Annotated in this window: 26 protein-coding genes; 19 read left to right on the top strand and 7 right to left on the bottom strand. The window is 63.4% G+C overall.

Annotation, left to right across the window (positions count from 1 at the left end; genetic code table 11):
- Window positions 1-6 precede the first annotated feature (6 nt).
- The 9 genes from ABVQ20_RS22580 (at window position 7) to ABVQ20_RS22540 (ending at window position 6555) form a co-directional block, all read left to right on the top strand.
- The gene (locus tag ABVQ20_RS22580) at window positions 7-312 is read left to right on the top strand and encodes an urease subunit beta (protein ID WP_354461681.1); all 306 of its coding nucleotides are present in this window, start codon (window positions 7-9) and stop codon (window positions 310-312) included.
- Window positions 312-2027, top strand: coding sequence for an urease subunit alpha (ureC, locus tag ABVQ20_RS22575; RefSeq protein WP_354461680.1), 1716 nt, complete (start codon window positions 312-314; stop codon window positions 2025-2027). Before ABVQ20_RS22580 ends, ureC begins: the two co-directional genes overlap by 1 nt.
- A 95-nt stretch (window positions 2028-2122) precedes the next feature.
- Complete coding sequence (locus ABVQ20_RS22570; RefSeq protein WP_354461679.1) at window positions 2123-2716, top strand: hypothetical protein; 594 nt, start codon at window positions 2123-2125, stop codon at window positions 2714-2716.
- Window positions 2717-2772: 56 nt separating this feature from the next.
- Window positions 2773-3378 (top strand): glutathione S-transferase family protein, encoded by a 606-nt coding sequence (locus ABVQ20_RS22565; protein ID WP_354461678.1) that lies wholly within the window; start codon window positions 2773-2775, stop codon window positions 3376-3378.
- Window positions 3375-3962, top strand: coding sequence for an urease accessory protein UreE (locus ABVQ20_RS22560; RefSeq protein WP_354461677.1), 588 nt, complete (start codon window positions 3375-3377; stop codon window positions 3960-3962). The genes ABVQ20_RS22565 and ABVQ20_RS22560 overlap by 4 nt, the downstream gene beginning before the upstream one ends.
- Window positions 3955-4626: an urease accessory protein UreF gene (locus tag ABVQ20_RS22555; protein WP_354461676.1), complete on the top strand. Its 672-nt coding sequence runs from the start codon at window positions 3955-3957 to the stop codon at window positions 4624-4626. The genes ABVQ20_RS22560 and ABVQ20_RS22555 overlap by 8 nt, the downstream gene beginning before the upstream one ends.
- Complete coding sequence (locus ABVQ20_RS22550) at window positions 4623-5063, top strand: DUF3995 domain-containing protein (protein ID WP_354461675.1); 441 nt, start codon at window positions 4623-4625, stop codon at window positions 5061-5063. The genes ABVQ20_RS22555 and ABVQ20_RS22550 overlap by 4 nt, the downstream gene beginning before the upstream one ends.
- A complete protein-coding gene (gene ureG / locus ABVQ20_RS22545) occupies window positions 5060-5689 on the top strand; it encodes an urease accessory protein UreG (RefSeq protein WP_354461674.1) in 630 nt (209 codons plus the stop codon). Before ABVQ20_RS22550 ends, ureG begins: the two co-directional genes overlap by 4 nt.
- A gap of 98 nt (window positions 5690-5787) precedes the next feature.
- A complete protein-coding gene (locus tag ABVQ20_RS22540) occupies window positions 5788-6555 on the top strand; it encodes a class II aldolase and adducin N-terminal domain-containing protein (RefSeq protein WP_354461673.1) in 768 nt (255 codons plus the stop codon).
- Between the two features lie 77 nt (window positions 6556-6632).
- On the opposite strand, the gene ABVQ20_RS22535 is transcribed toward ABVQ20_RS22540, so the two are convergent.
- Window positions 6633-7265: an HAD family hydrolase gene (locus ABVQ20_RS22535; RefSeq protein ID WP_354461672.1), complete on the bottom strand. Its 633-nt coding sequence runs from the start codon at window positions 7263-7265 to the stop codon at window positions 6633-6635.
- Window positions 7266-7543: 278 nt separating this feature from the next.
- On the opposite strand from ABVQ20_RS22535, the gene ABVQ20_RS22530 reads away from it, so the two are divergent.
- Window positions 7544-8503 (top strand): sugar-binding transcriptional regulator, encoded by a 960-nt coding sequence (locus ABVQ20_RS22530; RefSeq protein ID WP_354461671.1) that lies wholly within the window; start codon window positions 7544-7546, stop codon window positions 8501-8503.
- Window positions 8504-8524: 21 nt separating this feature from the next.
- Here the strand turns inward: ABVQ20_RS22530 and ABVQ20_RS22525 are convergent, their stop codons facing one another.
- A complete protein-coding gene (locus ABVQ20_RS22525; RefSeq protein WP_354461670.1) occupies window positions 8525-8710 on the bottom strand; it encodes a hypothetical protein in 186 nt (61 codons plus the stop codon).
- A gap of 110 nt (window positions 8711-8820) precedes the next feature.
- On the opposite strand from ABVQ20_RS22525, the gene gcvA reads away from it, so the two are divergent.
- From gcvA to ABVQ20_RS22480, 9 genes are all read left to right on the top strand, one after another.
- A complete protein-coding gene (gene gcvA / locus ABVQ20_RS22520; protein WP_354461669.1) occupies window positions 8821-9726 on the top strand; it encodes a transcriptional regulator GcvA in 906 nt (301 codons plus the stop codon).
- 223 nt (window positions 9727-9949) lie between these two features.
- Window positions 9950-11260: an ABC transporter substrate-binding protein gene (locus ABVQ20_RS22515; protein WP_354461668.1), complete on the top strand. Its 1311-nt coding sequence runs from the start codon at window positions 9950-9952 to the stop codon at window positions 11258-11260.
- A 128-nt stretch (window positions 11261-11388) separates the two neighbouring features.
- Complete coding sequence (locus tag ABVQ20_RS22510) at window positions 11389-12261, top strand: carbohydrate ABC transporter permease (protein WP_354461667.1); 873 nt, start codon at window positions 11389-11391, stop codon at window positions 12259-12261.
- A gap of 208 nt (window positions 12262-12469) precedes the next feature.
- Window positions 12470-13294, top strand: a complete 825-nt coding sequence (locus ABVQ20_RS22505; protein ID WP_354461666.1) for a carbohydrate ABC transporter permease — start codon at window positions 12470-12472, stop codon at window positions 13292-13294.
- Window positions 13295-13376: 82 nt separating this feature from the next.
- Complete coding sequence (locus ABVQ20_RS22500) at window positions 13377-14381, top strand: ABC transporter ATP-binding protein (protein WP_354461665.1); 1005 nt, start codon at window positions 13377-13379, stop codon at window positions 14379-14381.
- Window positions 14378-15148 carry an L-iditol 2-dehydrogenase gene (locus ABVQ20_RS22495; RefSeq protein ID WP_354461664.1) on the top strand — a complete coding sequence of 257 codons (771 nt, stop codon included), beginning with the start codon at window positions 14378-14380 and terminating at the stop codon, window positions 15146-15148. The genes ABVQ20_RS22500 and ABVQ20_RS22495 overlap by 4 nt, the downstream gene beginning before the upstream one ends.
- Window positions 15149-15292: 144 nt before the next feature.
- Window positions 15293-16771, top strand: coding sequence for a mannitol dehydrogenase family protein (locus tag ABVQ20_RS22490; protein WP_354461663.1), 1479 nt, complete (start codon window positions 15293-15295; stop codon window positions 16769-16771).
- A 15-nt stretch (window positions 16772-16786) separates the two neighbouring features.
- Complete coding sequence (locus ABVQ20_RS22485; RefSeq protein ID WP_354461662.1) at window positions 16787-17470, top strand: HAD family hydrolase; 684 nt, start codon at window positions 16787-16789, stop codon at window positions 17468-17470.
- Entirely contained in the window at window positions 17467-19053 is a 1587-nt protein-coding gene (locus ABVQ20_RS22480) for an FGGY-family carbohydrate kinase (protein WP_354461661.1), read from the top strand. The genes ABVQ20_RS22485 and ABVQ20_RS22480 overlap by 4 nt, the downstream gene beginning before the upstream one ends.
- A gap of 16 nt (window positions 19054-19069) precedes the next feature.
- Here ABVQ20_RS22480 and ABVQ20_RS22475 read toward each other — a convergent pair whose 3' ends face one another.
- From ABVQ20_RS22475 to ABVQ20_RS22455, 5 genes are all read right to left on the bottom strand, one after another.
- The gene (locus ABVQ20_RS22475; protein ID WP_354461660.1) at window positions 19070-20155 is read right to left on the bottom strand and encodes an ABC transporter ATP-binding protein; all 1086 of its coding nucleotides are present in this window, start codon (window positions 20153-20155) and stop codon (window positions 19070-19072) included.
- Between the two features lie 6 nt (window positions 20156-20161).
- A complete protein-coding gene (locus tag ABVQ20_RS22470; protein WP_354461659.1) occupies window positions 20162-21208 on the bottom strand; it encodes an NAD(P)-dependent alcohol dehydrogenase in 1047 nt (348 codons plus the stop codon).
- A gap of 15 nt (window positions 21209-21223) precedes the next feature.
- Window positions 21224-22036 (bottom strand): carbohydrate ABC transporter permease, encoded by an 813-nt coding sequence (locus ABVQ20_RS22465; protein ID WP_354461658.1) that lies wholly within the window; start codon window positions 22034-22036, stop codon window positions 21224-21226.
- A complete protein-coding gene (locus tag ABVQ20_RS22460) occupies window positions 22033-22899 on the bottom strand; it encodes a carbohydrate ABC transporter permease (RefSeq protein ID WP_354461657.1) in 867 nt (288 codons plus the stop codon). Before ABVQ20_RS22460 ends, ABVQ20_RS22465 begins: the two co-directional genes overlap by 4 nt.
- Before the next feature lie 94 nt (window positions 22900-22993).
- Complete coding sequence (locus ABVQ20_RS22455; RefSeq protein WP_354461656.1) at window positions 22994-24265, bottom strand: ABC transporter substrate-binding protein; 1272 nt, start codon at window positions 24263-24265, stop codon at window positions 22994-22996.
- Between the last annotated feature and the right edge of the window lie 14 nt (window positions 24266-24279).

Here is a 24279-nt window from a genome sequence, read left to right as displayed (position 1 = left end):
GCCGCGATGATCCCGGGCGAAGTCATCACCAGGGACGGCGATATCGAGCTGAACAAGGGCTTGCCGACCGTCACCCTGAAGGTCGCCAACAGCGGCGACCGGCCGATCCAGGTTGGCAGCCACTACCATTTCTTCGAGACCAACGAGGGGCTGAAGTTCGACCGCGAGCGTGCGCGTGGCATGCGCCTGGACATCGCCGCCGGCACCGCCATGCGCTTCGAGCCGGGGCAGGAGCGCGATGTCACGCTGGTGCCGCTTGGCGGCAAACGCGAGGTCTATGGATTCCAGCGGAAGGTGATGGGAAAACTCTGATGCCAGCAAGGATTTCCCGCGCCGCCTACGCCCAGATGTATGGCCCGACCGTCGGCGACAAGGTGCGGCTTGCCGACACCGAACTGTTCATCGAGGTCGAGAAGGATCTCACCATCCATGGCGAGGAGGTGAAATTCGGCGGCGGCAAGGTCATCCGCGATGGCATGGGCCAGAGCCAGGTGTCGCGGGCACAGGGCGCGGTCGACACCGTCATCACCAACGCGCTGGTCGTCGATGCAAGTGCCGGCATCTTCAAGGCCGATATCGGCCTCAGGGACGGGCGCATCGCGGCGATCGGCAAGGCCGGCAATCCGGACACGCAGGATGGCGTCACCATCATCATCGGCCCCGGCACCGAGATCATTGCCGGCGAAGGCAAGATCCTCACCGCCGGCGGCTTCGACGCCCACATCCACTTCATCTGCCCGCAGCAGATCCAGGAGGCGCTGATGTCAGGCATCACCACCATGCTTGGCGGCGGCACCGGCCCGGCGCATGGCACGCTGGCGACCACCTGCACGCCGGGGCCATGGCATATGGCCCGCATGATCCAGTCCTTCGACGCCTTCCCGATGAACATCGGCCTGTCCGGCAAGGGCAATGCCTCCCTGCCGGCCGCACTTGAGGAAATGGTACTGGGCGGCGCCTGTTCGCTGAAGCTGCACGAAGACTGGGGCACGACGCCGGCGGCCATCGACTGCTGCCTGTCGGTCGCCGACGACTACGACGTGCAGGTGATGATCCACACTGACACGCTGAACGAGTCAGGCTTTGTGGAAAATACAGTTGCGGCGATCAAGGGCCGCACCATCCACGCCTTTCACACCGAGGGTGCCGGTGGCGGCCATGCGCCGGACATCATCAAGGTCTGCGGCCTGCCCAACGTCATCCCGTCCTCGACCAATCCGACGCGGCCCTACACCGTCAACACGCTGGCCGAGCATCTCGACATGCTGATGGTCTGCCATCATCTGTCGCCGTCGATCCCCGAGGACATTGCCTTTGCCGAAAGCCGCATCCGCAAGGAGACCATCGCGGCGGAGGACATCCTGCACGACATCGGCGCCTTCTCGATCATCTCGTCGGACAGCCAGGCGATGGGCCGTGTCGGCGAAGTGGCGATCCGCACCTGGCAGACCGCCGACAAGATGAAGCGCCAGCGCGGTTCGCTGCCGCAGGAAACCGGCGACAACGACAATTTCCGCGTCCGCCGCTACATCGCCAAATACACGATCAACCCGGCCATCGCGCATGGCCTGTCGAAGGAGATCGGCTCGATCGCGGTGGGAAAACGCGCCGACCTTGTGCTGTGGAATCCCGCCTTCTTCGGCGTCAAGCCGGATATGGTGCTGCTCGGCGGCATGATCGCCGCCGCCCCGATGGGCGACCCCAATGCCTCGATCCCGACGCCGCAGCCGATGCACTACCGGCCGATGTTCGGCGCCTTCGGGAAGGCTAGGACCAACTCGTCGGTGACCTTCGTTTCGAAGGCCGCGCTCGAGTCCGGGTTGCATGGCAGGCTTGGCGTCGACAAGCAGTTCGTTGCCGTAGAAAACACGCGTGGCGGCATCGGCAAGCACTCCATGGTGCTCAACGACGCCACTCCACATGTTGAAGTCGACCCCGAAACCTACGAGGTTCGCGCCGACGGCGAACTGTTGACTTGCGAGCCGGCAACCGTGCTACCGATGGCGCAGAGGTATTTTCTGTTTTGATGTGAAGGGGCGATACAGCCGACCAAGCAAATCCGTTGCAGGCTGTTTCGCGACACAGCAATATGCGGTCACGAGCATCCGCATCGGGATCAAGCATGGCCACCGAAATAGCATCAGCCCACGACGTCTTTCCGCATATCCGCATCGTCATGGGCATGGTGATCGGTCTTGGTCTCGCCCGCCTGCTGTCCGGGGTCGCCCGCATCGTCCAGCATCCCGGCCAGTACCGGCTCTATACCGTGCATCTGGCCTGGGTGGCCTCGGTGCTGTTGATGCTTGTGCATTTCTGGTGGTGGGAGTTCGGGCTCTACACCATCGAGACATGGACGTTCGGCAAATACCTTTTCATCATCTTCTACGCCATCACGCTGTTCCTGCTGTGCGCGCTGCTGTTTCCGGATTCCATGCTGGACTACACCAGCTACGAGGATTTCTTCTATTCGCGCCGCGCCTGGTTCTTCGGCCTGCTGGCCGCGACCTATCTGCTAGACGTCATCGACACGCTGCTGAAAGGGCCGGAGCATTTCGCCCATTTCGGCAACGAGTACCTGTTCCGCACGCCGGTCTTCGTCGGGCTGTGCATCGCCGCGATCCTGGTGCGCGATCGGCGGTTTCACATTACCTTTGTCGCGGCCACTTTGGTCTATCAGATCTCGTTCATCCTGCGGCTCTTCGACACGATCGTCTGAGCGGCATTGGGCTAAGGTTCGCTATCGTCTAGGCTCGGTTGGAAAAGGCAGTTTGCATGTACAAGGCCGTCGGATCGCGCGGATCCCGGGTCAGCCGCGTTCTCTGGATGCTCGAGGAACTCGGGCAGCCCTATGAGTTCGTCGAGGTCAAGCTTCGCTCGCCGGAAGCCTATGCGCTCAACCCGTCGGGCAAGGTTCCTATCCTGATCGACGGCGATCTCAAGGTCACGGATTCGGCGGCAATCTGCGTCTATCTCGCCGACAAGCATGCCGAAAAAGACATGGGCGCCAATCCTGGGCTCGCCGGCCGCGCCGAGATGGATTCCTGGACGCATTTTGCCCAATCGGAGTTCGAAGCGCCGCTGTGGAACAAGTTGCGCCATCGCTTCCTGCTGCCGAAGGATGTGCGGGTCGATGTCGGTCCGGCCGCCGCGTATGATTTTGCCTCGGAGGTCAAGGCGCTGGATCGCCGGCTTGGTGATCGGCCGTTTGCACTAGGTGACCGGTTTTCCGCTGTCGATGTGCTGCTTGGCGATATGGGTGGCTGGGCACGCGCCGGCCGTTTCCCGATCGAATCCGATCGCGTCAGCGCCTATTTCGACCGCGTGCTGGCGCGACCCGCCCGCGCAAGGGCGCAAGCCAATGGGGGATCCATGAAATGAAGCTCGATATCCGCACCGACTTCACCAAATTCCCGCGTGCCGTATCCGTGCTACCAGCCGGCGAAGCAGGAGCAACCGTGCCTTATGGCCGTGCCGTGCTCGCCCATGACGAACGGCATCTGCGCCGCCGGGCCATCGAGCTTTCCGGCGGCGGCAAGGTGCTGGTCGACCTTGCCGAGCCCGTTGCCTTGAACGATGGCGACCGGCTGGTGCTGGAGGACGGTCGCCATGTCGAGATCATCGCGGCGCGAGAAGAGGTCTACGATATCCGCGCCCGCGATGGCGTGCATCTGACCGAGCTTGCCTGGCATATCGGCAACCGCCATCTGGCGGCGGGCATCGAGGCCAACCGCATCATCATCCTGCGCGATCACGTCATCAAGGCGATGCTCGAAGGGCTGGGCGCCACGGTGACCGAGGTGTCGGAACCATTCAGGCCGGTGCGCGGCGCCTATTCCGGCGGGCATGATCACGGCCATGCGGATGCCGAGGCGCATGCGCACAGCCATGCGGAAGGGCATTCCCACGCGCACAGCGAATCGCATTCGCACAGTCACGCCGGCCACCACCACGATCATGACTGACCAGCCGTCGAACATCGCCTTGCTGCGGCTGATGGCGTGGCTGTCGCCGGCCTTTCCGGTTGGCGGTTTTTCCTACAGCCATGGTCTTGAGCGTGCGGTGCATGACGGGCTGATCGTCGATAGGGAGAGTCTGGCCGGTTGGCTGGAGACGCTGGTCGAAATGGGCTCGGGCTGGAACGATGCGGTGCTGTTCGCTGAAAGCTGGCGCCGTGCGCGCGAAGATGGTGATCTCGATGAGATTGCAGCGCTCGCCGAGGCCCTGGCCGGCTCGCGCGAGCGTCACGCCGAGACCATGCTGCAGGGTGCGGCCTTCGTGAAAGCGGCTGCTGCCTGGCCAACCCCGGTGCTGCGACGTCTGCCCGCCGAATGCGCCTACTGTGTTGCCGTCGGCTCCATTGCCGGCGGCAATGGCATTGCGCTTCAGGACGCACTGTCGGCCTTCCTGCAGGCTTTTTTCTCCAACCTTGTCCAGGCTGCTATCCGGCTCGGCGTCGTCGGCCAGCATGCCGCAACGACCTTGCTCGCCGGTTTCGAGCCGTTGGCCCTGGCGACCGCCACGCGGGCTGCGGGCTCGACGCTCGATGATCTCGGCGGCTGCGCCTTCGTCTCCGACGTCATGGCGATGAAGCATGAAACCCAATACTCGCGGCTGTTCCGTTCATGATCATTCTCGCCTTCGCGCTTTCGTTCGTCTTGCTGCTGATCACCACACTGCATGTCTATTGGGGCATTGGTGGTATCTGGCCGGGCAGGGATGCCGCCTCCTGCGCCCGCGCCGTCGTCGGCTTTCGCGGCGTCGACGAGATGCCGACGCCCTTCGCCAGCTTCGCCGTTGCGGCGTGCCTTGCCTTGGCGACGCTGTGGCCGATGGCGCTCGAGGGCGTATTTGCCTCACCCTTTCCCAAGGAGGGGCTTGCCGCAACTTCGTTGCTCATCGGGCTGGTTTTCCTCGGGCGCGGCATTGCCGGCTTCACGCCGTGGTGGCGGCGGCTGGCGCCGGAACAGCCTTTCGCGCGGCTTGATGTCCGCTACTATTCACCGCTGTGCCTGTTGATCGGGCTTGGCTTCGCCGTTCTTGCCATCACGGAGTTCCCCGCATGACGCAGACCAATGGTCCCCTTCGCATCGGTATCGGCGGCCCCGTCGGCTCTGGCAAGACGACGCTGACCGAAAAGCTCTGCAAGGCGCTGCGCGACGAGTTCTCGATCGCCGTCGTCACCAACGACATCTACACCAAGGAAGACGCCATGATGCTGGCCCGGCTGCAGGCGCTGCCCGAGGACCGCATCATGGGTGTCGAGACCGGCGGCTGCCCGCACACCGCCATCCGCGAGGACGCCTCGATCAACCTGCAGGCGATCGCCGAGATGAACCGGAAGTTCCCGGATCTCGACATCGTCTTCATCGAATCCGGCGGCGACAACCTCGCCGCCACCTTCTCGCCGGACCTCGCCGATCTGACACTCTATGTCATCTCGGTCTGCCAGGGCGAGGAGATCCCGAGGAAGGGCGGCCCGGCGATCACCCGTTCCGACTTCCTGGTCATCAACAAGAGCGATCTTGCGCCTTATGTGAACGTCAATCTCGACGTCATGGAAAGCGATGCCGCCCGCATGCGCGGCAAGCGCCCCTTCGGCTTCACCGACCTGTCGCGCGGCAAGGGCCTGCAGGAGGTCATCGATTTCATCGTCGAACATGGCGGGCTGCGGACCCGTTCGGCCGCCTGACGCATCGTGGCGGTGGGGCGTAGTTCCTGCACCAACCGAAACCGGTTGCACGTGCATTCGGCGCACGGCATCCTGCGGTCTTTCACGGAGTATTCTCGATGAGCATCGCGCGCCTGCAGAAGGAAACGCTGACCAACCTGCCGTTCTACGAAGAGCGCGTCGATCTTGCCGCCGCCTTCCGCTGGACAGCGCGGCTCAACATGCACGAGGCGGTGGCCAATCATTTCTCGCTGGCCATCAATGACGACGGCACGCAATTCCTGATGAATCCCAACCAGATGCATTTCTCGCGCATCAAGGCGAGCGACATGCTGCTGATCGATGCCAATGATCCGGATACGCTCTCGGGCCCGAATGCGCCTGACCCGACCGCCTGGGGTCTGCATGGCGCCATCCATCGCAATGTGCCCCAAGCGCGCTGCGTCATGCATGTGCATTCGATCCACGCCACCGTGCTCGCTTCGCTGGCTGATTCGAGGCTGCCGCCGATCGATCAGAATTCAGCGACGTTCTTCAACCGTCACGTCGTCGATGCCCACTATGGCGGGCTGGCCTTCGAAGAAGAAGGCGAGCGTTGCTCGCAGCTTTTTGCCAATCCGAAGGACAAGGTGATGATCATGGGCAACCATGGCGTGCTGGTCATCGGCGATACCGTCGCCGACGCCTTCAACCGCATGTTCTATTTCGAACGCGCCGCCGAGACCTACATCAAGGCGCTGTGGACAGGCCGTCCGCTGCGCGTGCTCTCTGACGAGATCGCCGAAAAGACCGCCAAGGAAATGGATGACTATCCCGGCCAGGCCGACCGGCACCTTTCCGAACTCAAGGCGATCCTCGACGAGCAGGAGCCGGCCTACAGGAACTGAATATTCTTACCTCTCCCCGTTTACGGTAGAGGTGCCGGCAGGCGGATGAGGGTCGGCGCCGGCGTGGGCGGGTTTCTTCAGAGTCCTAATTGCTTCCGCAACTCTTCGGCGCTGTCGATGACGATGGCGCCGGGCGGTCCGGCCATCGGCGCTTCCGGCCAGAAGATCGTCTTCATCCCTGCCGCCAGCCCTGCCATGGCTCCCGTCCAGCTGTCGTCGACGGCGACCGCCTGCGAAGGGTCAACGTCCGCCAGCCAGGCGGCGCGCAGGAAGGGCTCCGGATGCGGCTTGCCTTCGCGCACGTCATTGCGGCTGACCGTCTTCATGCCGGGATAGCTCAGCCCGACCACCCGCAGATTGGCGTCGACGACCAGGCGGTCGGAATTGGACACCACCGCCTGCGCCACGCCAAGCGCGCGCAACTCGTTGAAGATCTCGATCGCACCGGGGCGCGGCTTCAGCGTCGCGGTCAGCGGCAAATAGTGATCGTATTTCCGGCTGATCCACTCGTCGAACGGCACGTCCAGGCCGAACTCGTCGCGCAGCATCTCGTAGACGGGCCATGCGGCGACGCCGAGCACCCGCTGATGCAGGTCGGCTGGCGGCGCGACGCCGGCGTTTCGCAGCGCCGCGATCAGGGCGGCTTCGTGCAGCGGCTCGCTGTCGACCAGCGTTCCGTCCATGTCCCAGAAAACCGCTTTCGGCGTCATGCTAGATTCCTCTTTGCGATTCCCTTAATGCATGTCGCCCAAAAGTGCTCGCGGTTTTGGGAACACGACATGCACAAAAATTCAGATCTGTGTCGCGAGATAAACCGCCGGACCCGCCCATGCGGTTCTTTCCTTCGTCTCTGGAATGGTTGCCAGGATACCATGCTCCATCGAAAGCATCAGGCAATTGCCCTGCTGATTGGCAATTGCGCGCCAGCGCATTCCCTGCGAGACTATAGCACCGTCTCGATATTCGGCGGGCTCTCTGGAGGCAGGACTTGAATTCCCGGCAGGACGGCGGCAGCAACAGGTTGGACGACGCGGCGCGCGCCGGCTGGCTTTATTATGTTGCCGGCAACACACAGGACCAGATCGCCTCCACGCTCGGCATCTCCCGGCAGACGGCGCAGCGCCTGGTGTCGCTGGCCGTGTCGGAAGGCCTGATCAAGGTCCGCGTCGATCACCCGATCGCCAATTGCCTCGATCTCTCGGCCCGGCTGAAGTCGCGCTTCGCGCTCGATCTGGTCGAGGTTGTGCCGAGCGATCCCTCTTCGTCCTCGACCACGATCGGCATCGCCGAGGCTGCCGCCGCCGAGATCGAGCGTCGCTTGCGCTCGCCGACCCCGATCGTCATGGCGATCGGCACCGGCCGCACGCTGAAGGCCGCGATCGAACAGTTGCCGCCGATGGAATGCCCGCAGCACAAGGTCGTGTCGCTGACCGGCAACATCTCGCCCGACGGCTCGGCCGCCTTCTACAACGTCATCTTCACCATGGCCGACAGGGTCAAGGCACGATCCTTCCCGATGCCTTTGCCGGTCATCGCCTCTTCGCCGGAAGAGCGCGAGATGCTGCTCAACCAGTCGATGATCCAGCCGACGCTGGCGCTTGCCGCCGAGGCCGACGTCACCTTTGTCGGCATTGGCGATCTCGGCCCCAAGGCGCCGCTCTATGAGGACGGCTTCATTTCGGAAGGTGAACTGAAGGCGCTGCAGAAGGCGGGCGGGGTCGGCGAAATCGTCGGCTGGGTGTTCGATCGTGATGGCCGCATGATCGACGGCATCACCAACGACCGCGTGTCATCGGCGGCGCTGCCGTCGCGCGAAAAGTCGCTGGTCATCGCGCTTGCCATGGGCGAACGGAAACTGCCGGGCATCCTCGCCGCCGTGAACCGGCGGCTGGTCAATGGCCTCATCACCGACGAGCGGACCGCATCCGCCCTGCTTGCAGCCGGCTGATCCGGGATAAGGCCAGCGAGGCTATTTGTGCCGCCCGAAAGGGTCGTTGCCATCGAGGAAACCCAGGTCACGCTGCAGATGCGGCGACAGGTCCCTGATATCGAGATGCGCCCGTTTCCGGATCGCGAACCAGCCAAATCCATCCGCAAGCCACGAAATCCAGCGATGATCTGGAGCGGGAGTGCACTTCTGCTGCGCCATGGTCATGATCGTCAACCTCCGCTATCCTGGACCCGAATGACGGGTTGACCCTGAATGTCGGTCCTGACGGTCGCCTTTGCCAATCGAACGTCGATAACGACCCATAAGGAGGCCTTATGCCGGACCTCGGCTCGCGACAGGTTTCGCAACTCCCTCCGCTGCAAGCGGTCAGGGTGTTTGAAGCGGTCGCGCGGCATCTTTCCTTCACCAAGGCGGCGGCCGAACTCGGCATGACGCAGGCGGCGGTCAGCTACCAGATCAAGGTGCTGGAGGAGCGCGTCGGCGCACCGCTGTTCCTGCGCCGGCCGCGACAGATCGCATTGACCGAGGCCGGGCAGCGCCTTGCGCCCGCCGTCAGCGAGGCCTTCGCCATTCTCGGCCAGGCCTACGCCGCGGCGCGCGGCGGGGCAGACGGGTTGCTGTGCGTTACCACGGTGCTGACCTTCGCCTCGAACTGGCTGGCGCATCGGCTGGGCTCGTTCCAGATCGCCCATCCCGCCCTTGCCGTGCGGCTGGAGACGTCGAGCCGGCTGACCGATTTCGCCCGCGAGGATGTCGATATCGCCATCCGCTCGGGCGGCGGCAATTGGCCGGGCCTTGAAGCGTACAAGCTGCTCGACGCCGATTTCACGCCGATGCTGAGCCCGAAGCTCGCGGCGAGCATAGGCGGCGTCAACGAGCCCGCCGATCTCCTGCGATTGCCGATCCTCGACCCCGGCGACATCTGGTGGAATCAGTGGTTTGCCACTGCCGGTGTCCACACGCACGACCTTGCCAGCCGGCCCGGCAGCAGCATGGGCGCGCAAGCCTATGAGGCCAATGCGGCCATCGCCGGCCATGGCGTGGCGATCCTGACCAGGGCACTGTTCAAGAACGAGCTCGCCGACGGTCGCCTGTTCCAGCCTTTCGACCTGGTCGGCGACGATGGCCATGCCTATTGGCTGGTCTATCCCGAAGCGCGACGCAATGTGCCCAAGATCCGCGCCTTCCGCGACTGGGTCCTGGCCGAGATCGCCTGCTGACAAAGGCCTTCGGCCAACGTGCTGAAATCCGGCAAGCCCTTCCGCAAATCATTCCTTGCCGTTCCAGTGACGGAACGAACCTGCTTCGTCATGCCCTCGTGCCCCGCCATTCGGCGTCATGTGCTGCGCTGCAGCATCGAATCCGGCTTGACATAATTAACGCCAAGTGAGTAATTGCTCAAAGCCAAGGCAAATGCTCATCTTGGTCCATGGGAGGAATTTGATGAAACTTCGCACGCTCACCTTGGGCTTGTGCTCGGCCAGCGCTTTAGCGTTCGCCGCACACGCCGAATCCATCACCATCGCCACCGTCAACAATGGCGATATGGTCCGCATGCAGAAGCTGACGGACGACTTCACCAAGGCGAACCCCGACATCCAGCTTCAGTGGGTCACGCTCGAAGAGAACGTGCTGCGCGAGCGCGTCACCACCGACATCGCCACCAAGGGCGGCCAGTATGACGTGATGACCATCGGCACCTATGAAGTTCCGATCTGGGCCAAGCAGAGCTGGCTGTTGCCGCTCGACAAGCTCGGCGCCGACTATGACGCCAAGGACATCATCCCGGCCATCGCCGGTGGCCTTTCGGTCGACGGCAAGCTTTACGCAGCGCCCTTCTACGGCGAGAGCTCCTTCGTCATGTACCGGAAGGATCTGATGGACAAGGCGGGTCTGAAGATGCCCGACGCGCCGACCTGGGACTTCATCCGCCAGGCCGCCGACAAGATGACCGACCGCGCCAATGGCGTGAACGGCGTCTGCCTGCGCGGCAAGGCCGGCTGGGGCGAGAACATGGCCTTCCTGACGGCGATGTCGAACTCCTTCGGCGCGCGCTGGTTCGACGAGAACTGGAAGCCACAGTTCGACCAGCCCGAGTGGAAGAAGACGCTGCAGTTCTATGTCGACCTGATGAAGGCCGACGGCCCCGAGGGCGCATCGTCCAACGGCTTCAACGAGAACCTGGCGCTGTTCCAGCAGGGCAAGTGCGGCATGTGGATCGACGCCACCGTCGCCGCGTCCTTCGTCTCGGATCCGAAGAACTCGACCGTTGCCGACAAGGTCGGCTATGCCTTGGCGCCAGACAATGGGCTGGGCAAGCGCGGCAACTGGCTATGGGCATGGTCGCTCGCCGTTCCCGCCGGCACCAAGAAGGCTGACGCCGCCGAGAAGTTCGTGTCCTGGGCAACCAGCAAGCACTACGCCGAGCTCGTCGCCTCGAAGGAAGGCTGGGCCAACGTGCCTCCGGGCACGCGCTCCTCGCTCTACGCCAATGCCGACTACCAGAAGGCGGCTCCGTTCGCCAAGATGACGCTGGACTCCATCAACGCGGCTGACCCGACCCATCCGACCGTCAAGCCGGTGCCCTATGTCGGCGTCCAGTTCGTCGCCATTCCTGAATTCCAGGGCCTTGGCACCACGGTTGGCCAGCTCTTCTCGGCGGCGCTTGCCGGCCAGTCGAGCGTCGACGATGCGCTGAAGCAGGCTCAGGACGCGGCCACCGCGACCATGACCGAAGGCGGTTATATCAAGTAAGGCTCCTCCCGGTGCCGAATGCCGGTCGCATACCATGACCGGCAACGGCCGCCCGAGTTCCCAGTTCGGGCGGCCGCCTTTATAGTCCCAATTCTGAAAATTCAGTCTGACCTTGAAGGGTGACCGTCATGGCTACTCAGCAGACCCGTTCGCTTGCCCGTTTCATGATGGCGCCATCCGTGGTGTTGCTGCTGGTGTGGATGATCGTCCCGCTGGCGTTCACGCTGTGGTTCTCCTTCCAGCAATACAATCCGCTGAACCCGATCCGTGACGGCTTCGTCGGCTTCTCCAACTACGCCCTGTTCTATTCCAACCCGGCGTTCCTGCAGTCGATCCTCAACACGCTCACCATCGTGGTCAGCGTGCTGCTGATCACGGTGATCGGTGGCATCCTGCTGGCGCTGTTGCTCGATCAGCCGATGTGGGGACAGGGGATCGTGCGCATCCTCGTCATCTCGCCGTTCTTCGTCATGCCGCCGGTGGCCGCATTGGTCTGGAAGAACATGATCATGCATCCGCAATACGGTGTCTTTGCCGATATTGCGCGCTTCTTCGGCGCCCAGCCGATCGACTGGTTCGGCCAGCATCCGCTCACCGCCATCATCATCATCGTCGCCTGGCAGTGGCTGCCCTTCGCAACGCTGATCCTCTTGACCGCGCTGCAGTCGCTTGATGGCGAACAGAAGGAAGCCGCCGAGATGGACGGCGCCGGCTTCGTCAGCCGCTTCATCTATCTGACGCTGCCGCACATGTCGCGCGCCATCACCGTCGTCATCCTGATCCAGACGATCTTCCTGCTGTCGGTCTATGCTGAAATCCTCGTCACCACCAATGGTGGCCCGGGTTACGCCTCCACCAACCTGCCGTTCCTCGTCTATCAGAAGGCATTGCTGGAGTTCAAAATCGGCCAGGCATCCGCCGGCGGTATCATCGCCGTCATCCTCGCCAACATCGTCGCCTTCTTCGCCATGCGCGCCGTCGGCAAGAACTTGGACAAATAAGGGAGGGTACGATGTCGCGTGCGCTGAACCACCCCCACTCCGTCCCGCTGCGCGGGACACCTCTCCCCCTGCCCGGGGGAGAGGAAACGCCTGCATCGAAGCCGCGCCCTTCCTCTACCCCGTCGATCGGGGGAGAGGTGGTTTGCGCAGCAAACCGGAGTGGGGGTCGACCTTGCCGCCAACATCGCCCATACGGGAGGACCTGATCATGGCACGTGCAGTCACCAACCGGCACAAGACGATCGCGACCGCGGCCGCCTGGATCGTCGCGCTGCTGATCTTCTTCCCGATCCTCTATACGATCATCACCTCGTTCAAGTCGGAGCAGGAGGCTATCCAGGGCTTCAGCCTGATCCCCTCGGGAACGTTCGAGAGTTATTCCGAGGTCCAGGCGCAGAGCGGCTATTTCAAGTTCTTCCTCAACTCGGTGATCCTGTCGGTCGGCTCGACCATCATCGCTTTGCTGGTCGCCATACCGGCGGCCTGGTCGATGGCCTTCTCGCCGACCAAGCGGACCAAGGACATCCTGATGTGGATGCTGTCCACCAAGATGATGCCGGCGGTCGCCGTGCTGTTCCCGATCTACCTGATCTTCCGCAACCTCGGCCTGCTGGATTCCCGCATCGGCCTGATGATCATGCTGATGCTGATCAACCTGCCGATCGTGGTGTGGATGCTCTACACCTACTTCCGCGAGATCCCCGGCGAGATCCTCGAAGCGGCCCGCATGGACGGGGCATCGCTGTGGAACGAGATCATCTATGTGCTGACGCCGATGGCAGTGCCCGGCATCGCCTCGACCATGCTCTTGAACATCATCCTGGCCTGGAACGAGGCGTTCTGGACGATCCGGTTGACCACCACCGACGCCGCGCCGCTCACCGCCTTCATCAGCTCCTTCTCCAGCCCGCAAGGCCTGTTCTGGGCCAAGCTTTCGGCGGCCTCGACGCTGGCCATCGCGCCGATCCTGATCATGGGCTGGTTCAGCCAGAAGCAGCTGGTGCGCGGCCTGACCTTTGGCGCAGTCAAATAATGGGCGGTGCCGTGAAGTAGCGGCAGGCACGGTCAAACACGAGCAAAAAGACGACGGACAATAACCCCTCGGGGAGGAAACCATGGGAAACATCACGCTCAAGAACGTCTCCAAGTCCTTCGGGGCGACGTCGATCATCCCCGGCCTCGACCTGGTGATCGAGAACGGTGAGTTCGTCGTCTTCGTCGGCCCGTCGGGTTGCGGCAAGTCCACGCTGCTGCGGCTGATCGCGGGCCTGGAGGACACCAGCGGCGGCACCATCAACATCGATGGCCGCGACGTCACCGGCGAGGCGCCGGCCAAGCGCAAGCTGGCCATGGTGTTCCAGTCCTATGCGCTCTACCCGCACATGACGGTGGCCAAGAACATCGGCTTCCCGCTGAAGATGGCGGGCGAGGATCAGGCGACCATCGACAAGAAGGTGAAGGACGCAGCACGCGTCTTGAACCTCACCAATTATCTCGAACGCCGTCCCGGCCAGCTCTCCGGCGGCCAGCGCCAGCGCGTTGCCATCGGCCGCGCCATCGTGCGCCAGCCCTCGGCCTTCCTGTTCGACGAGCCGCTGTCCAACCTTGATGCAGCGCTTCGCGGCACAATGCGGCTGGAGATCAGCGAACTGCACCACCAGCTCAAGACCACCATGGTCTATGTCACCCACGACCAGGTCGAGGCGATGACCATGGCCGACAAGATCGTGGTGCTGAACGCCGGCAACATTGAACAGGTCGGCTCGCCCATGGAGCTCTACAAGACCCCGAAGAACCTGTTCGTCGCCGGCTTCATCGGCTCGCCGAAGATGAACCTCATCGAAGGCGCGCCCGCCGCCAAATACAGCGCCAAGACCATCGGTGTCCGTCCCGAGCATATGCAGATTTCGACGACGGCCGGCGACTGGAAAGCGGTCGTCGGCGTCGCCGAGCATCTCGGCTCCGACACGTTCCTGCATGTGCAGGCGGAAGGGGTCGGTCCGTTGACGGTGCGCGCCGATGGCGAACTGGCCGTCCGTCACGGCGACACGATCTACCTGACGCCCGACAAGGCCAAGCTGCATCGCTTCGGCCCCGACGGCAAGGCGATGGCGCAGTGAGGCTGAACGGCAAATCGGCGCTGGTCACGGGATCGGCGCGCGGCATCGGCAGGGCCTTCGCCGAAGCCTATGTGCGCGAGGGCGCCACGGTCGCCATTGCCGACATCAATCTGGAAGCAGCGGAAAAGACGGCTGCCGAGATCGGCGACAAGGCCTACGCGGTCAAGCTCGACGTCACCGATCTCGTCTCGATCGAGGCGGCGGTGAAGGCCGTCGAGGAAAAGACCGGCGGGCTGGACATACTGATCAACAATGCCGCCCTGTTCGACCTGGCGCCGATCGTCGAAATCACCAAGGCGAGCTACGACAAGCTGTTTTCCGTCAATGTCGCCGGCACGCTGTTCATGCTGCAGGCGGCGAGCCGCTCGATGATCGCGCGGGGCAAGGGCGGCAGGATCATCAACATGGCGAGCCAGGCCGGGCGGCGCGGCGAGGCGCTGGTCGGCGTCTATTGCGCCACCAAGGCCGCCGTCATCTCGCTCACCCAGTCGGCGGGGCTCGACCTGATCAAGCATCGCATCAACGTCAACGCCATCGCGCCGGGCGTGGTTGATGGCGAGCACTGGGATCACGTCGATTCCCTGTTCGCCAAATACGAAAACCGCCCCAGGGGCGAGAAGAAAAAACTTGTCGGCGAGGCGGTGCCTTATGGCCGCATGGGTACGGCGCAGGACCTCACAGGCATGGCGGTCTTTCTCGCCAGCGAGGACGCCGAATACATCGTCGCCCAGACCTACAATGTCGATGGCGGCCAGTGGATGAGCTGAGGGGGATGGCCTCTGTTGCTCGTTCCTCCACGGGTAGCAGAGGCCGCTATCAAGATGAAATGCCGCACTGACCTTGGGACGTGTGGCACCCCGACCTTGTTCTCGTGAACGAAGGCCGTAGCCCGGCCAAAAGGGTAAAAACAGATGACCGTGAAACTCTCCTCCTCCAATCTCTCCAGGCTGCCCGCCAAGGTCGCCGGTCCGAAATACGACCGCTCCAGCCTGAAGGCCGGCATCGTGCATTTCGGCGTTGGCAATTTTCATCGTTCGCACCAGGCCGTCTATCTCGACGATCTGTTCAATTCCGGCATCGGCCATGATTGGGCACTGGTCGGCGCCGGCGTGTTCGAGGGGGAGAAGGTCGGCCGCGTCAAGCTGGAAGAACAGGATTGGCTGACCACCGTGGTCGAGCAGGACAGCGGTCACATGAGCGCCCGTGTCACCGGCGCCATGATCGATTTCCTGATGCCGGGTGATGCGGCTGGCACCATCGAGCGTTTGGCCGATCCGGCGATCAAGATCGTCTCGCTGACCATCACCGAAGGCGGCTATTTCATCGATCCGGCTTCCGGCGTGTTCAACCCGACGCATCCCGATATTGTCGCCGACGCTCAGCCAGGTGCGACGCCCAGGACGGTGTTCGGCATCATCCTCGCCGGACTGGTGCGCCGCCGCGACGAAGGCACCGCGCCGTTCACCGTCATGTCCTGCGACAACATCCCCCACAACGGCCATGTCACCTCGGACGGCGTCATAGGCCTCGCCCGGCTGATCGACGAGGACCTGGCGAACTGGGTCAGCGATCATGTCGCCTTTCCCAATGGCATGGTCGATCGCATCACGCCGGCCACCACCGACCGCGAACGCGGCATTCTGGCTCAAGATTTCGGGCTGGAGGACAACTGGCCGGTGTTCTGCGAACCGTTCCGGCAATGGGTGCTGGAAGACCATTTCACCGCGGGACGCCCGGCGCTGGAGAAGGTCGGCGTGCAGTTCGTCAAGAATGTCGCGCCTTACGAGCTGATGAAGATCCGGATCCTCAATGGCGGCCACGCGACCATCGCCTATCCCGCCGGCCTGATGGACATCCATTTCGTCCATGAGGCGATGCAGGAACCGCTGGTCAGCGGCTTCCTGGCAAAGCTCGAGCGCGAGGAAATCATCCCGACCGTGCCGCCGGTGCCGGACACCGTGCTGGAGGAGTATTACCAGCTCATCGAGAGCCGCTTCTCCAACCCCAAGATCGGCGACACCGTGCGCCGGCTGTGCCTCGACGGCTCCAACAGGCAGCCGAAATTCATCATTCCGACCATCGCCGACAGGCTGAAGGCGGGAAAAGGCGTCGCCGGCCTCGCGCTGGAGTCGGCGCTCTGGTGCCGCTACTGCTTCGGCACGACGGATTCGGGCGCTGTCATCGAGCCCAACGACCCCAGCTGGGACCGCCTGAAGGCGACGTCGAAGGCGGCGAAGGATACGCCGGCCGCGTGGCTCGCCATGGAGGACATCTATGGCGATGTCGGCCGCTCCACTGTCTTCGCGCAAGCCTTCGCCCATGCGCTCGACGTGCTGTGGTCGAACGGCGCGCGCGCTACCCTGACGCGCTACCTCGCCGGCCAGCTCTGAGAACCATTCCAGGCCATGGCGCCCGAACTGGTCATCTTCGACTGCGACGGCGTGCTCGTGGACAGCGAAGGGCTCTCCGTCTCCGCCCTGCTCGGCATGATCAAGCTTGCCGGTGGCACCATCGACGAGGATACCGCCTACGAGCATTTCCTCGGCAAGAGCATGAAGAGCGTCCGCGAGATCCTTGGCCGTGACTTCGGGCTTGATATCACCGACAGGCAGCTGACCGAGATGCGCGTCGAGCTGATGCGCAGGTTTCGCGAGGAACTGAAGCCGGTGGCAGGCGTCAGGGAGATGCTGCCGAGGCTCGTCACGCCCTGCTGCGTCGCCTCTTCCGGAACCCTCGACCGCATCCGCCACGCACTCGACGTTACCGGGTTGCTGGGCCTGCTGGAACCGCATCTGTTCAGCGCGGCCATGGTCGCGCGAGGCAAGCCAGCGCCCGACCTCTTCCTGCACGCCGCCAAGGCCATGGGTGCTGAACCACAAAATTGTCTGGTTATCGAGGACAGTCCGGCGGGCGTCGAGGCGGCGCGGGCGGCGGGCATGCACATCTTTGCCTTCACCGGCGGCTCGCATGCCGGCCAACCGGCGCTTAAAGCACGGCTTGCGTCGATGCAACCGGACTTTATATTCGCTGACATGCTGCAATTGCCCGATCTCATTGCAGGCCTGGGAGCGAGAGTCAGAGCATCTTGACGAAACAGTTTGTTTGCGCGGTCGATGTCGGCACCGGGAGCGCCCGCGCGGGCATTCTCGACACAAGGGGCGCCTTGCTCGGCCGCGCCGAACATCCGATCGCCATGAATCAGCCGAAGCCGGATCACGCCGAGCATGATTCTCGTGATATCTGGTCGGCGGTCTGCACCGCCGTGCGTGCCGCCCGGGCCAAGGCAGGCGTCGCCGCCGAGGATGTCGTCGGCATGTCCTTCGACGCCACCTGCTCGCTGGTTGTGCGAGATACGCATGGCGGCCAGCTCAGCGTCTCCGTCACCGGCGACAAGCGCTGGGACACCATCGTCTGGCTTGACCATCGTGCCATTGCCGAGGCCGACGAATGCACGACAAGCGGCCACGCCGTGCTCGACTACATCGGCGGCGTCATGTCACCGGAAATGGCGACGCCGAAGCTGATGTGGCTGAAGCGAAACCTGCAGAAAACGTGGAATGAAGCCGGCTATCTATTCGATCTGGCCGATTTCCTCACGTGGCAGGCGACAGGCTCACTGGCCCGGTCGCAATGCACGCTGACCGCCAAATGGACCTATCTCGCGCATGAAGAAACCGCGTGGCAGCGCGACTTCTTCGACATCGTTGGTCTTGGCGACCTTTTCGAGCACGGCAACCTGCCGGAGAAGGCGAGCCCCGTCGGCGCCGATATCGGCCCGCTGACCGCGCGGGCGGCAGCGGAGCTTGGCTTGACGGAGAAATGCCGCGTCGGCGCCGGGGTCATCGATGCCTATGCCGGCGCGCTCGGCGTGCTCGGCGGCTTTGCCGGCGACGCTGAGAATATCGGCCGGCATCTGGCGCTGATCGCCGGCACATCGAGCTGCGTCATGGCGATGTCACCGGATCCGCAGCCTTTCGCCGGCGTCTGGGGTCCCTACTATGGCGCGGCGCTGCCGAAGCTGTGGCTCTCGGAAGGTGGCCAGTCGGCCACCGGCGCCTTGCTCGACCACATCATCCGCTGGCACGGCGCCGGCGGCGAGCCGGACGCCGCCATGCACGCCAAGATCGCACGACGCGTCGCCGAACTGCGCGCCGCCGAGGGTGACAATCTCGCCGCAAGGCTGCACGTGCTGCCGGATTTCCACGGCAACCGCTCGCCGCTCGCCGATCCGCATGCCGTCGGCGTCGTCAGCGGGCTGACGCTGGATTCCTCCTTCGACAGCCTGTGCAAGCTCTACTGGCGTACCGCCGTCGGCATCGCGCTCGGCGTACGCCATGTGCTGGAGGCGCTGAACGAAAACGGCTATCTGATCGACACGCTGCATGTCACGGGCGGCCACACCAAGAACCCGCTGCTGATGGAGCTCTATGCCGACGCCACCGGCTGCACGGTGATCGAGCCGCTGGCCGACGAAGCCGTGCTGCTCGGCACCGGCATGGTCGCCGCAACCGCCGCCGGGCTTTTCCCCGATCTCAACGCCGCCTGTCTTGCCATGCAGCAGGGCGGCCGGACACGCGCTTCGAACCCGGCCTCAGGCCCGCGCTTCGAGCGCGACTACCGGATTTTCCTGGAGATGCACCGGCAAAGACAGATGCTGGATGCCATCAGGTAGAGCCCAACCGGCGACATCACCTCAGCAATGATACGCCGGATTTCGCATCGAACAGATGAATGCTGGTTTCGTCGATCGTGTAGCGCACGCGGCTGCGAATAGCCGGGCATTCGCGGCTTGGCACCAGCGCACTGATTTCCTTGCCGCCCAGGCTAAATGTCACCAGCGCATCGTTGCCATGAAACTCGATCAGGTCCGCCGTACCCTGCAGAAGGTTGCGACCATCATCGTGGGCGGCCGTCTTCAGGTCGGGAGGCCGGATTCCGAGGACGGCCTGTTCGATGCCGCCGAGACTGAAGCGGGAGCCTTCGATGGAAAAGACCGTTCCGGCGGCGGTCAATGTCCATTGGTTGCCGCTTCGGCCGACCGTCACGTCGATGAAATTCATGTTCGGCGTGCCGATGAACCCGGCCACGAAGAGGTTGCCTGGCCGCTCGTAGATCTCCGCCGGCGAGCCGATCTGCTCGATCCTGCCGTCGCGCAGCAGCACGATGCGGTCGGCGAGCGTCATCGCTTCGAGCTGGTCGTGGGTGACATAGACGGTGGTCGTCTTCAGCGACTGGTGCAGCCTGGCGATCTCGACGCGCATGTGGTTGCGCAGCTTGGCGTCCAGATTGGACAACGGCTCGTCGAACAGAAACACTTTCGGTGTCTTGATCATGGCGCGCGCGATCGCCACGCGCTGCTGCTGCCCGCCGGACAGTTCGGCCGGCTTGCGGCCGAGATAGGGTTCGAGGCCCAGCGTCTTCGAAACCGCTTGGACACGCTGCTGTATCTCGGCCTTCGGTACCTTCTGCCGCTTCAGGCCGAAGGCGATGTTGTCGAAAATCGTCATATGCGGATAGAGCGCATAGTTTTGGAACACCATGGCGATACCACGGTCGCCCGGATCGAGATCGTTGACCACTTTGCCGCCGATCGAAACCTCGCCACCGCTGATGTCCTCAAGCCCCGCCAGCATCCGCAGCAAGGTCGACTTGCCGCAGCCGGAAGGCCCGAGGAAAACGACGAACTCGTGATCCTCGATCGACAGGTTCAGGTCGCGGATGACCGTGGTTGCGCCATAGGATTTGGCGACATGGGAGCAGACAATCGCGGACATGGTCGTTCAGCCCTCCTCGCCTGACATCAGTATCTGCAGCTTGACGTCGTCGGGGCGTGCCGATGCCGCGCGTTCGAACGCCTCTATGCTGTCGCCGAAAGCATAGGTGCCGGTGATCAGCGGATTGAGATCGACCTTGCCCGACGCGATGAGCTGCAGCGCGCGGTCGAAGATATTGGCGTAGCGGAACACGGTTTCGATCCGCACTTCCTTGGAGATCGCAGCCGGCACGTTGATGTCCACCGGTTCGACGGGGAGGCCGACCAGAACGACCGCGCCGCCCGGGCGCACGATGTCGAACAGGTTGGCGAATGCCTTTGGATTGCCGCTGGCCTCGAACACGATGTCGGCACCCCAACCGTCCGTCGCCACCCGGATGGCATCGACAAGCGACTGCTCGCCGATATTCACCGGGACGATACCGGGATACTGCGCGGCGATCTTCAGCTTTGGCGCGGAGAAGTCGGAGATGAACACCCTGGAGCAGCCGCCGGCGAGCGCCGCAAGCGCGATCATGATGCCGATCGGCCCGCAACCGACGACAACGGCCACGTCGCCCGGAACGATGCGCGCGCGGGCGGCCGCCTGCATGCCGATGGCGAAGGGCTCGACCATCGCCCCCTCGGCGAACGAGACATTGTCCGGCAGCCTGTAGGTGAACGCTGCCGGGTGGACGGCATAGGGCGCCAGCACGCCGTGAACCGGCGGCGTCGCCCAGAAGGTCACGTCCGGGTCGACATTGTAGATGCCGAGCTTCGTCGCTCGCGACGACATGTTCGGCACGCCCGGCTCCATGCAGACGCGGTCGCCGACCTTCAGCGTTCTGACATTGGCGCCGATCTCCACCACAGTGCCGGACGCTTCGTGCCCGAGCACCATCGGCGCGCGCACCACATAGCTGCCGATCGCACCATGGGTGTAGTAGTGCACGTCGCTGCCGCAGACGCCGACCGTATGGATGGCTATCCTGACGTCGTCAGGCCCGACGTCGAGCGGCAGCGCGATGTCGCGCAAGGACAGCTCGCCCTTCTTCTCAAGAACCAATGCCCGCATCGTATCGTCCTCGCTTCAAGTCTTTTTCTGCCGGAAAACGGAATTCAGGAAGCCGCTGAGCACGCCGAGAAACAAAAGTGGCGGCAGCGACAAAAGCACCACCGAGGCGTTCAGGATTCCCCACGGCACGTTCATGCCTTGCTGGGACAGTTCCGAGGCGACGATCGGCAAGGTCTTGGCGTTCGAACTGGATAGCATCAGCGCAATCAGAAACTCGTTCCAGACCAGCACGAAGCTGAAGGCGACCGCACCTATGAGCGAGCGCGCCGCGACCGGCAGCGCGATCTTCCAGAACACCGAATAGGCGCCATAGCCGTCGACAAAGGCGGCTTCTTCGACCTCCTTGGGCACGGCCTGGAAGGCGGGAATGGCCAGCCACATGATCACCGAGATGGTGAGCAGCGAATAGGTGACGATCAGCGCGGCCAGCGTGTCGTAGAGCCCAAATTGCAGCCAGATCACCATCAGCGGAATCGCCACCGCCACCGGCGGCAGGAAACGCAGCGACAGCACGAAGAACTGGATGTCGCCGGCCCAGCGGTTCGGGTAGCGGGCCACCGCATAGGCCGCGGGCAGGCCGAGCACGATGCCGATCAGCACTGCGACGCCGCAAGCGACCATCGAATTGTAGAGGCCGGTCATGACGCTGTCGCGGCCGAGAATGTAGCTGATGTTGGCAAGCGTCGGCGTGAACACCACGCGCGGGACGCGGGTGATGATGTCGACATTGTTCTTCAGCGAATTGAGCGCCGTCCACAACAGCGGAAACACCGCCATGAAGCCGGCAAACGCCAGCACGGTCTTGCCGATCAGGCGGCCGGGCCTCATGATTGCACCCGCTTCCACAGCATGGTGAAAGTGATGACGGTGGCAATCATCATCAGCACGGCCATCGCTGAGGCATAGGACACTTTGCCCGACTCGATGAACCCTTGCGAGAACGCGTACATGTCGAGCGTTTCGGTGGCCACGCCCGGTCCGCCCCTTGTCATCACATAGATCAGGTCGAAGGAACGCAGCGACTCGATCATCTTGACGAACATCAGGCTGATCAGCGGCGCCTTGAGCATCGGCAGGGTCACGTAGGCATGGATCTGCCAGCGCTTGGCGTGGTCAAGCCGGGCCGCCTCGATCGGCTGGGGTGGCAGGGTCTCCAGTAGCTTCAGCACGATGACGGCGAAGAACAGGCCCCATTGCCAGACATCGACCGACGCGACGGCGAACAGTGCCGTTGACGGCTTGGACAGAGGATCGAAGATCAGGCCGCCGGTCAGCAGCCGATAGGGGTAGGTGGCGATGCCGTAGAGCGGGTGGTAGGCGAATTTCCACACGAAGGCCGCCGAGACGCGCGGCAGCAGGACCGGGATGATGAACAGCAGGCAATAGACATTGCGCAGGCGCGGCGACGCGACCTCGAACATCAGCACGCCAAGGCCGATGGCAACGGCCATCGTCGCGATGACGGTGACGAACTCCCATTTCACCGACACCCATACGGCGTTCAGGAAGCGGCGATCGAAAAACAGGTCGGCGAAGTTCGAGAACCAGACATAGGAATAGTCCGGAGAGCTCAGCTCACGGTTCTGCAGGGCGATGATGATCGCATAAAGCGTCGGCACCATCGACAGCACCAGCAGGATGAGGAGCGTCGGCACAACGAAGGTGACCGGCAAGGATGAACGTCGAGGCATCTGTATGATCTCGATTGCGTCTCAAAGACCTGCGACACGCAATCCCGACATTCGATCGAATGCCGTGGACCGCGCGCCGCAGGGGGAGGATGGCTTATTTCTTCACCAGCTGATTGGCATAGGCATCAAGCTCGTTGAGGCTGCCCTTGATGTCGGTGCGCGTGCCGGCAACCAGTTCCTCCAGGATGATGCCCCAGCGGTCGCCGAGATCCGGCCAGCGCGGGTCCTGCCAGAAGTTGACCGCCGTGACCTTGCCCGTCGCGGCCAGCGCCTGGCCGAGGTCGGCGCCGTAGATATCGGCGAATTCCTTGCTGGCCAGGATGCTGGTCCGGTTCAGCTCACCGAACTGGTGGGCGTCGAGCCGGCGTTTCTCATTCTCCTTCGACGTCGCCCAGGCGATGAACAGGCCCGCGCATTTCTTCGAAGCATCGTCGGCATTGGCTTTCGCCGCGATGGCAAGGCCATGGCCGTAGCCGCCGCCGGGTAGCGGCGAGGGCGGCGGCAGGAAGCCGATCTTGCCGACCACCTGTGACGTCTTCGGATCGACCGCCATGCCCGACAGCGGCGTCGACTCGACGAGGATGGCGACCTGGCCGGACAGGAACGCGCCGGTCGATTCATCCCAGCTGCCGGTCTGCGTGCCCGGAGCCGAATCCTTGAACAGCTTCAGATAGGTCTCGGTCGCCTTGACGGCGGCGTCCGAGTTGAAGACCGGCTTGTCGCCGTCGAACCACTGGCCGCCATAGGCTTTGAAGAAGGGCATCCAGCGCCAGACATTGGCGCCCGAACCGCGTGCGCCACGTAGCGCAATGCCATACATGCCCTTGTCCGGATTGGTCAGCTTCGGCACGTCGGCGATCAACTCGTCCAGCGTCTTCGGCGGCTGGATGCCCGCGGCTTCCAGCACATCCTTGCGATAGACCATCAGGTCGCCGCCGCCGGTCAGCGGTGCGAACCAGACCTTGCCGTCATAGGTGGCGACCTTCTGGCGGCCCGGATCGAAGTCGGCGTAGTCATAGTCCGGCGGATAGTAATCGGTCAGCGGCACGATCCATTTCGACGAGGCAAACAGCGCGACGTTGGCCTCGTCGACATAGTAGACGTTGTAGTTGCCGACGGTGGATGCATCGGCGCGCGATTTGGCCCGACGGTCGTTCTCGTTCAGATAGTCGATCTGGAAGCTCGCGCCGGCAAGTTTCTGGAACTCGGCCTTCGAGTCCTCCAGAAGCGTCAGGCCGTCGCGTGGCTGTGCCAGAACCTTGACCGGCGCCGAGCAGACCGGCGCCTGTGCCAGGGCGATGGTGGAAACGGTAGCGGAAAGCATAAAAGCTGCGCTCAAGCTCGCAGCGAGCCGAATTGGTTTCATGGTCGTTCTCCTCC

Origin of the sequence: Mesorhizobium shangrilense (assembly GCF_040537815.1) — a bacterium.
Taxonomy (GTDB): domain Bacteria; phylum Pseudomonadota; class Alphaproteobacteria; order Rhizobiales; family Rhizobiaceae; genus Mesorhizobium; species Mesorhizobium shangrilense.
The sequence above is the reverse complement of the archived record's forward strand: the minus strand, read 5'-3'. Positions and strand labels throughout refer to the sequence as shown.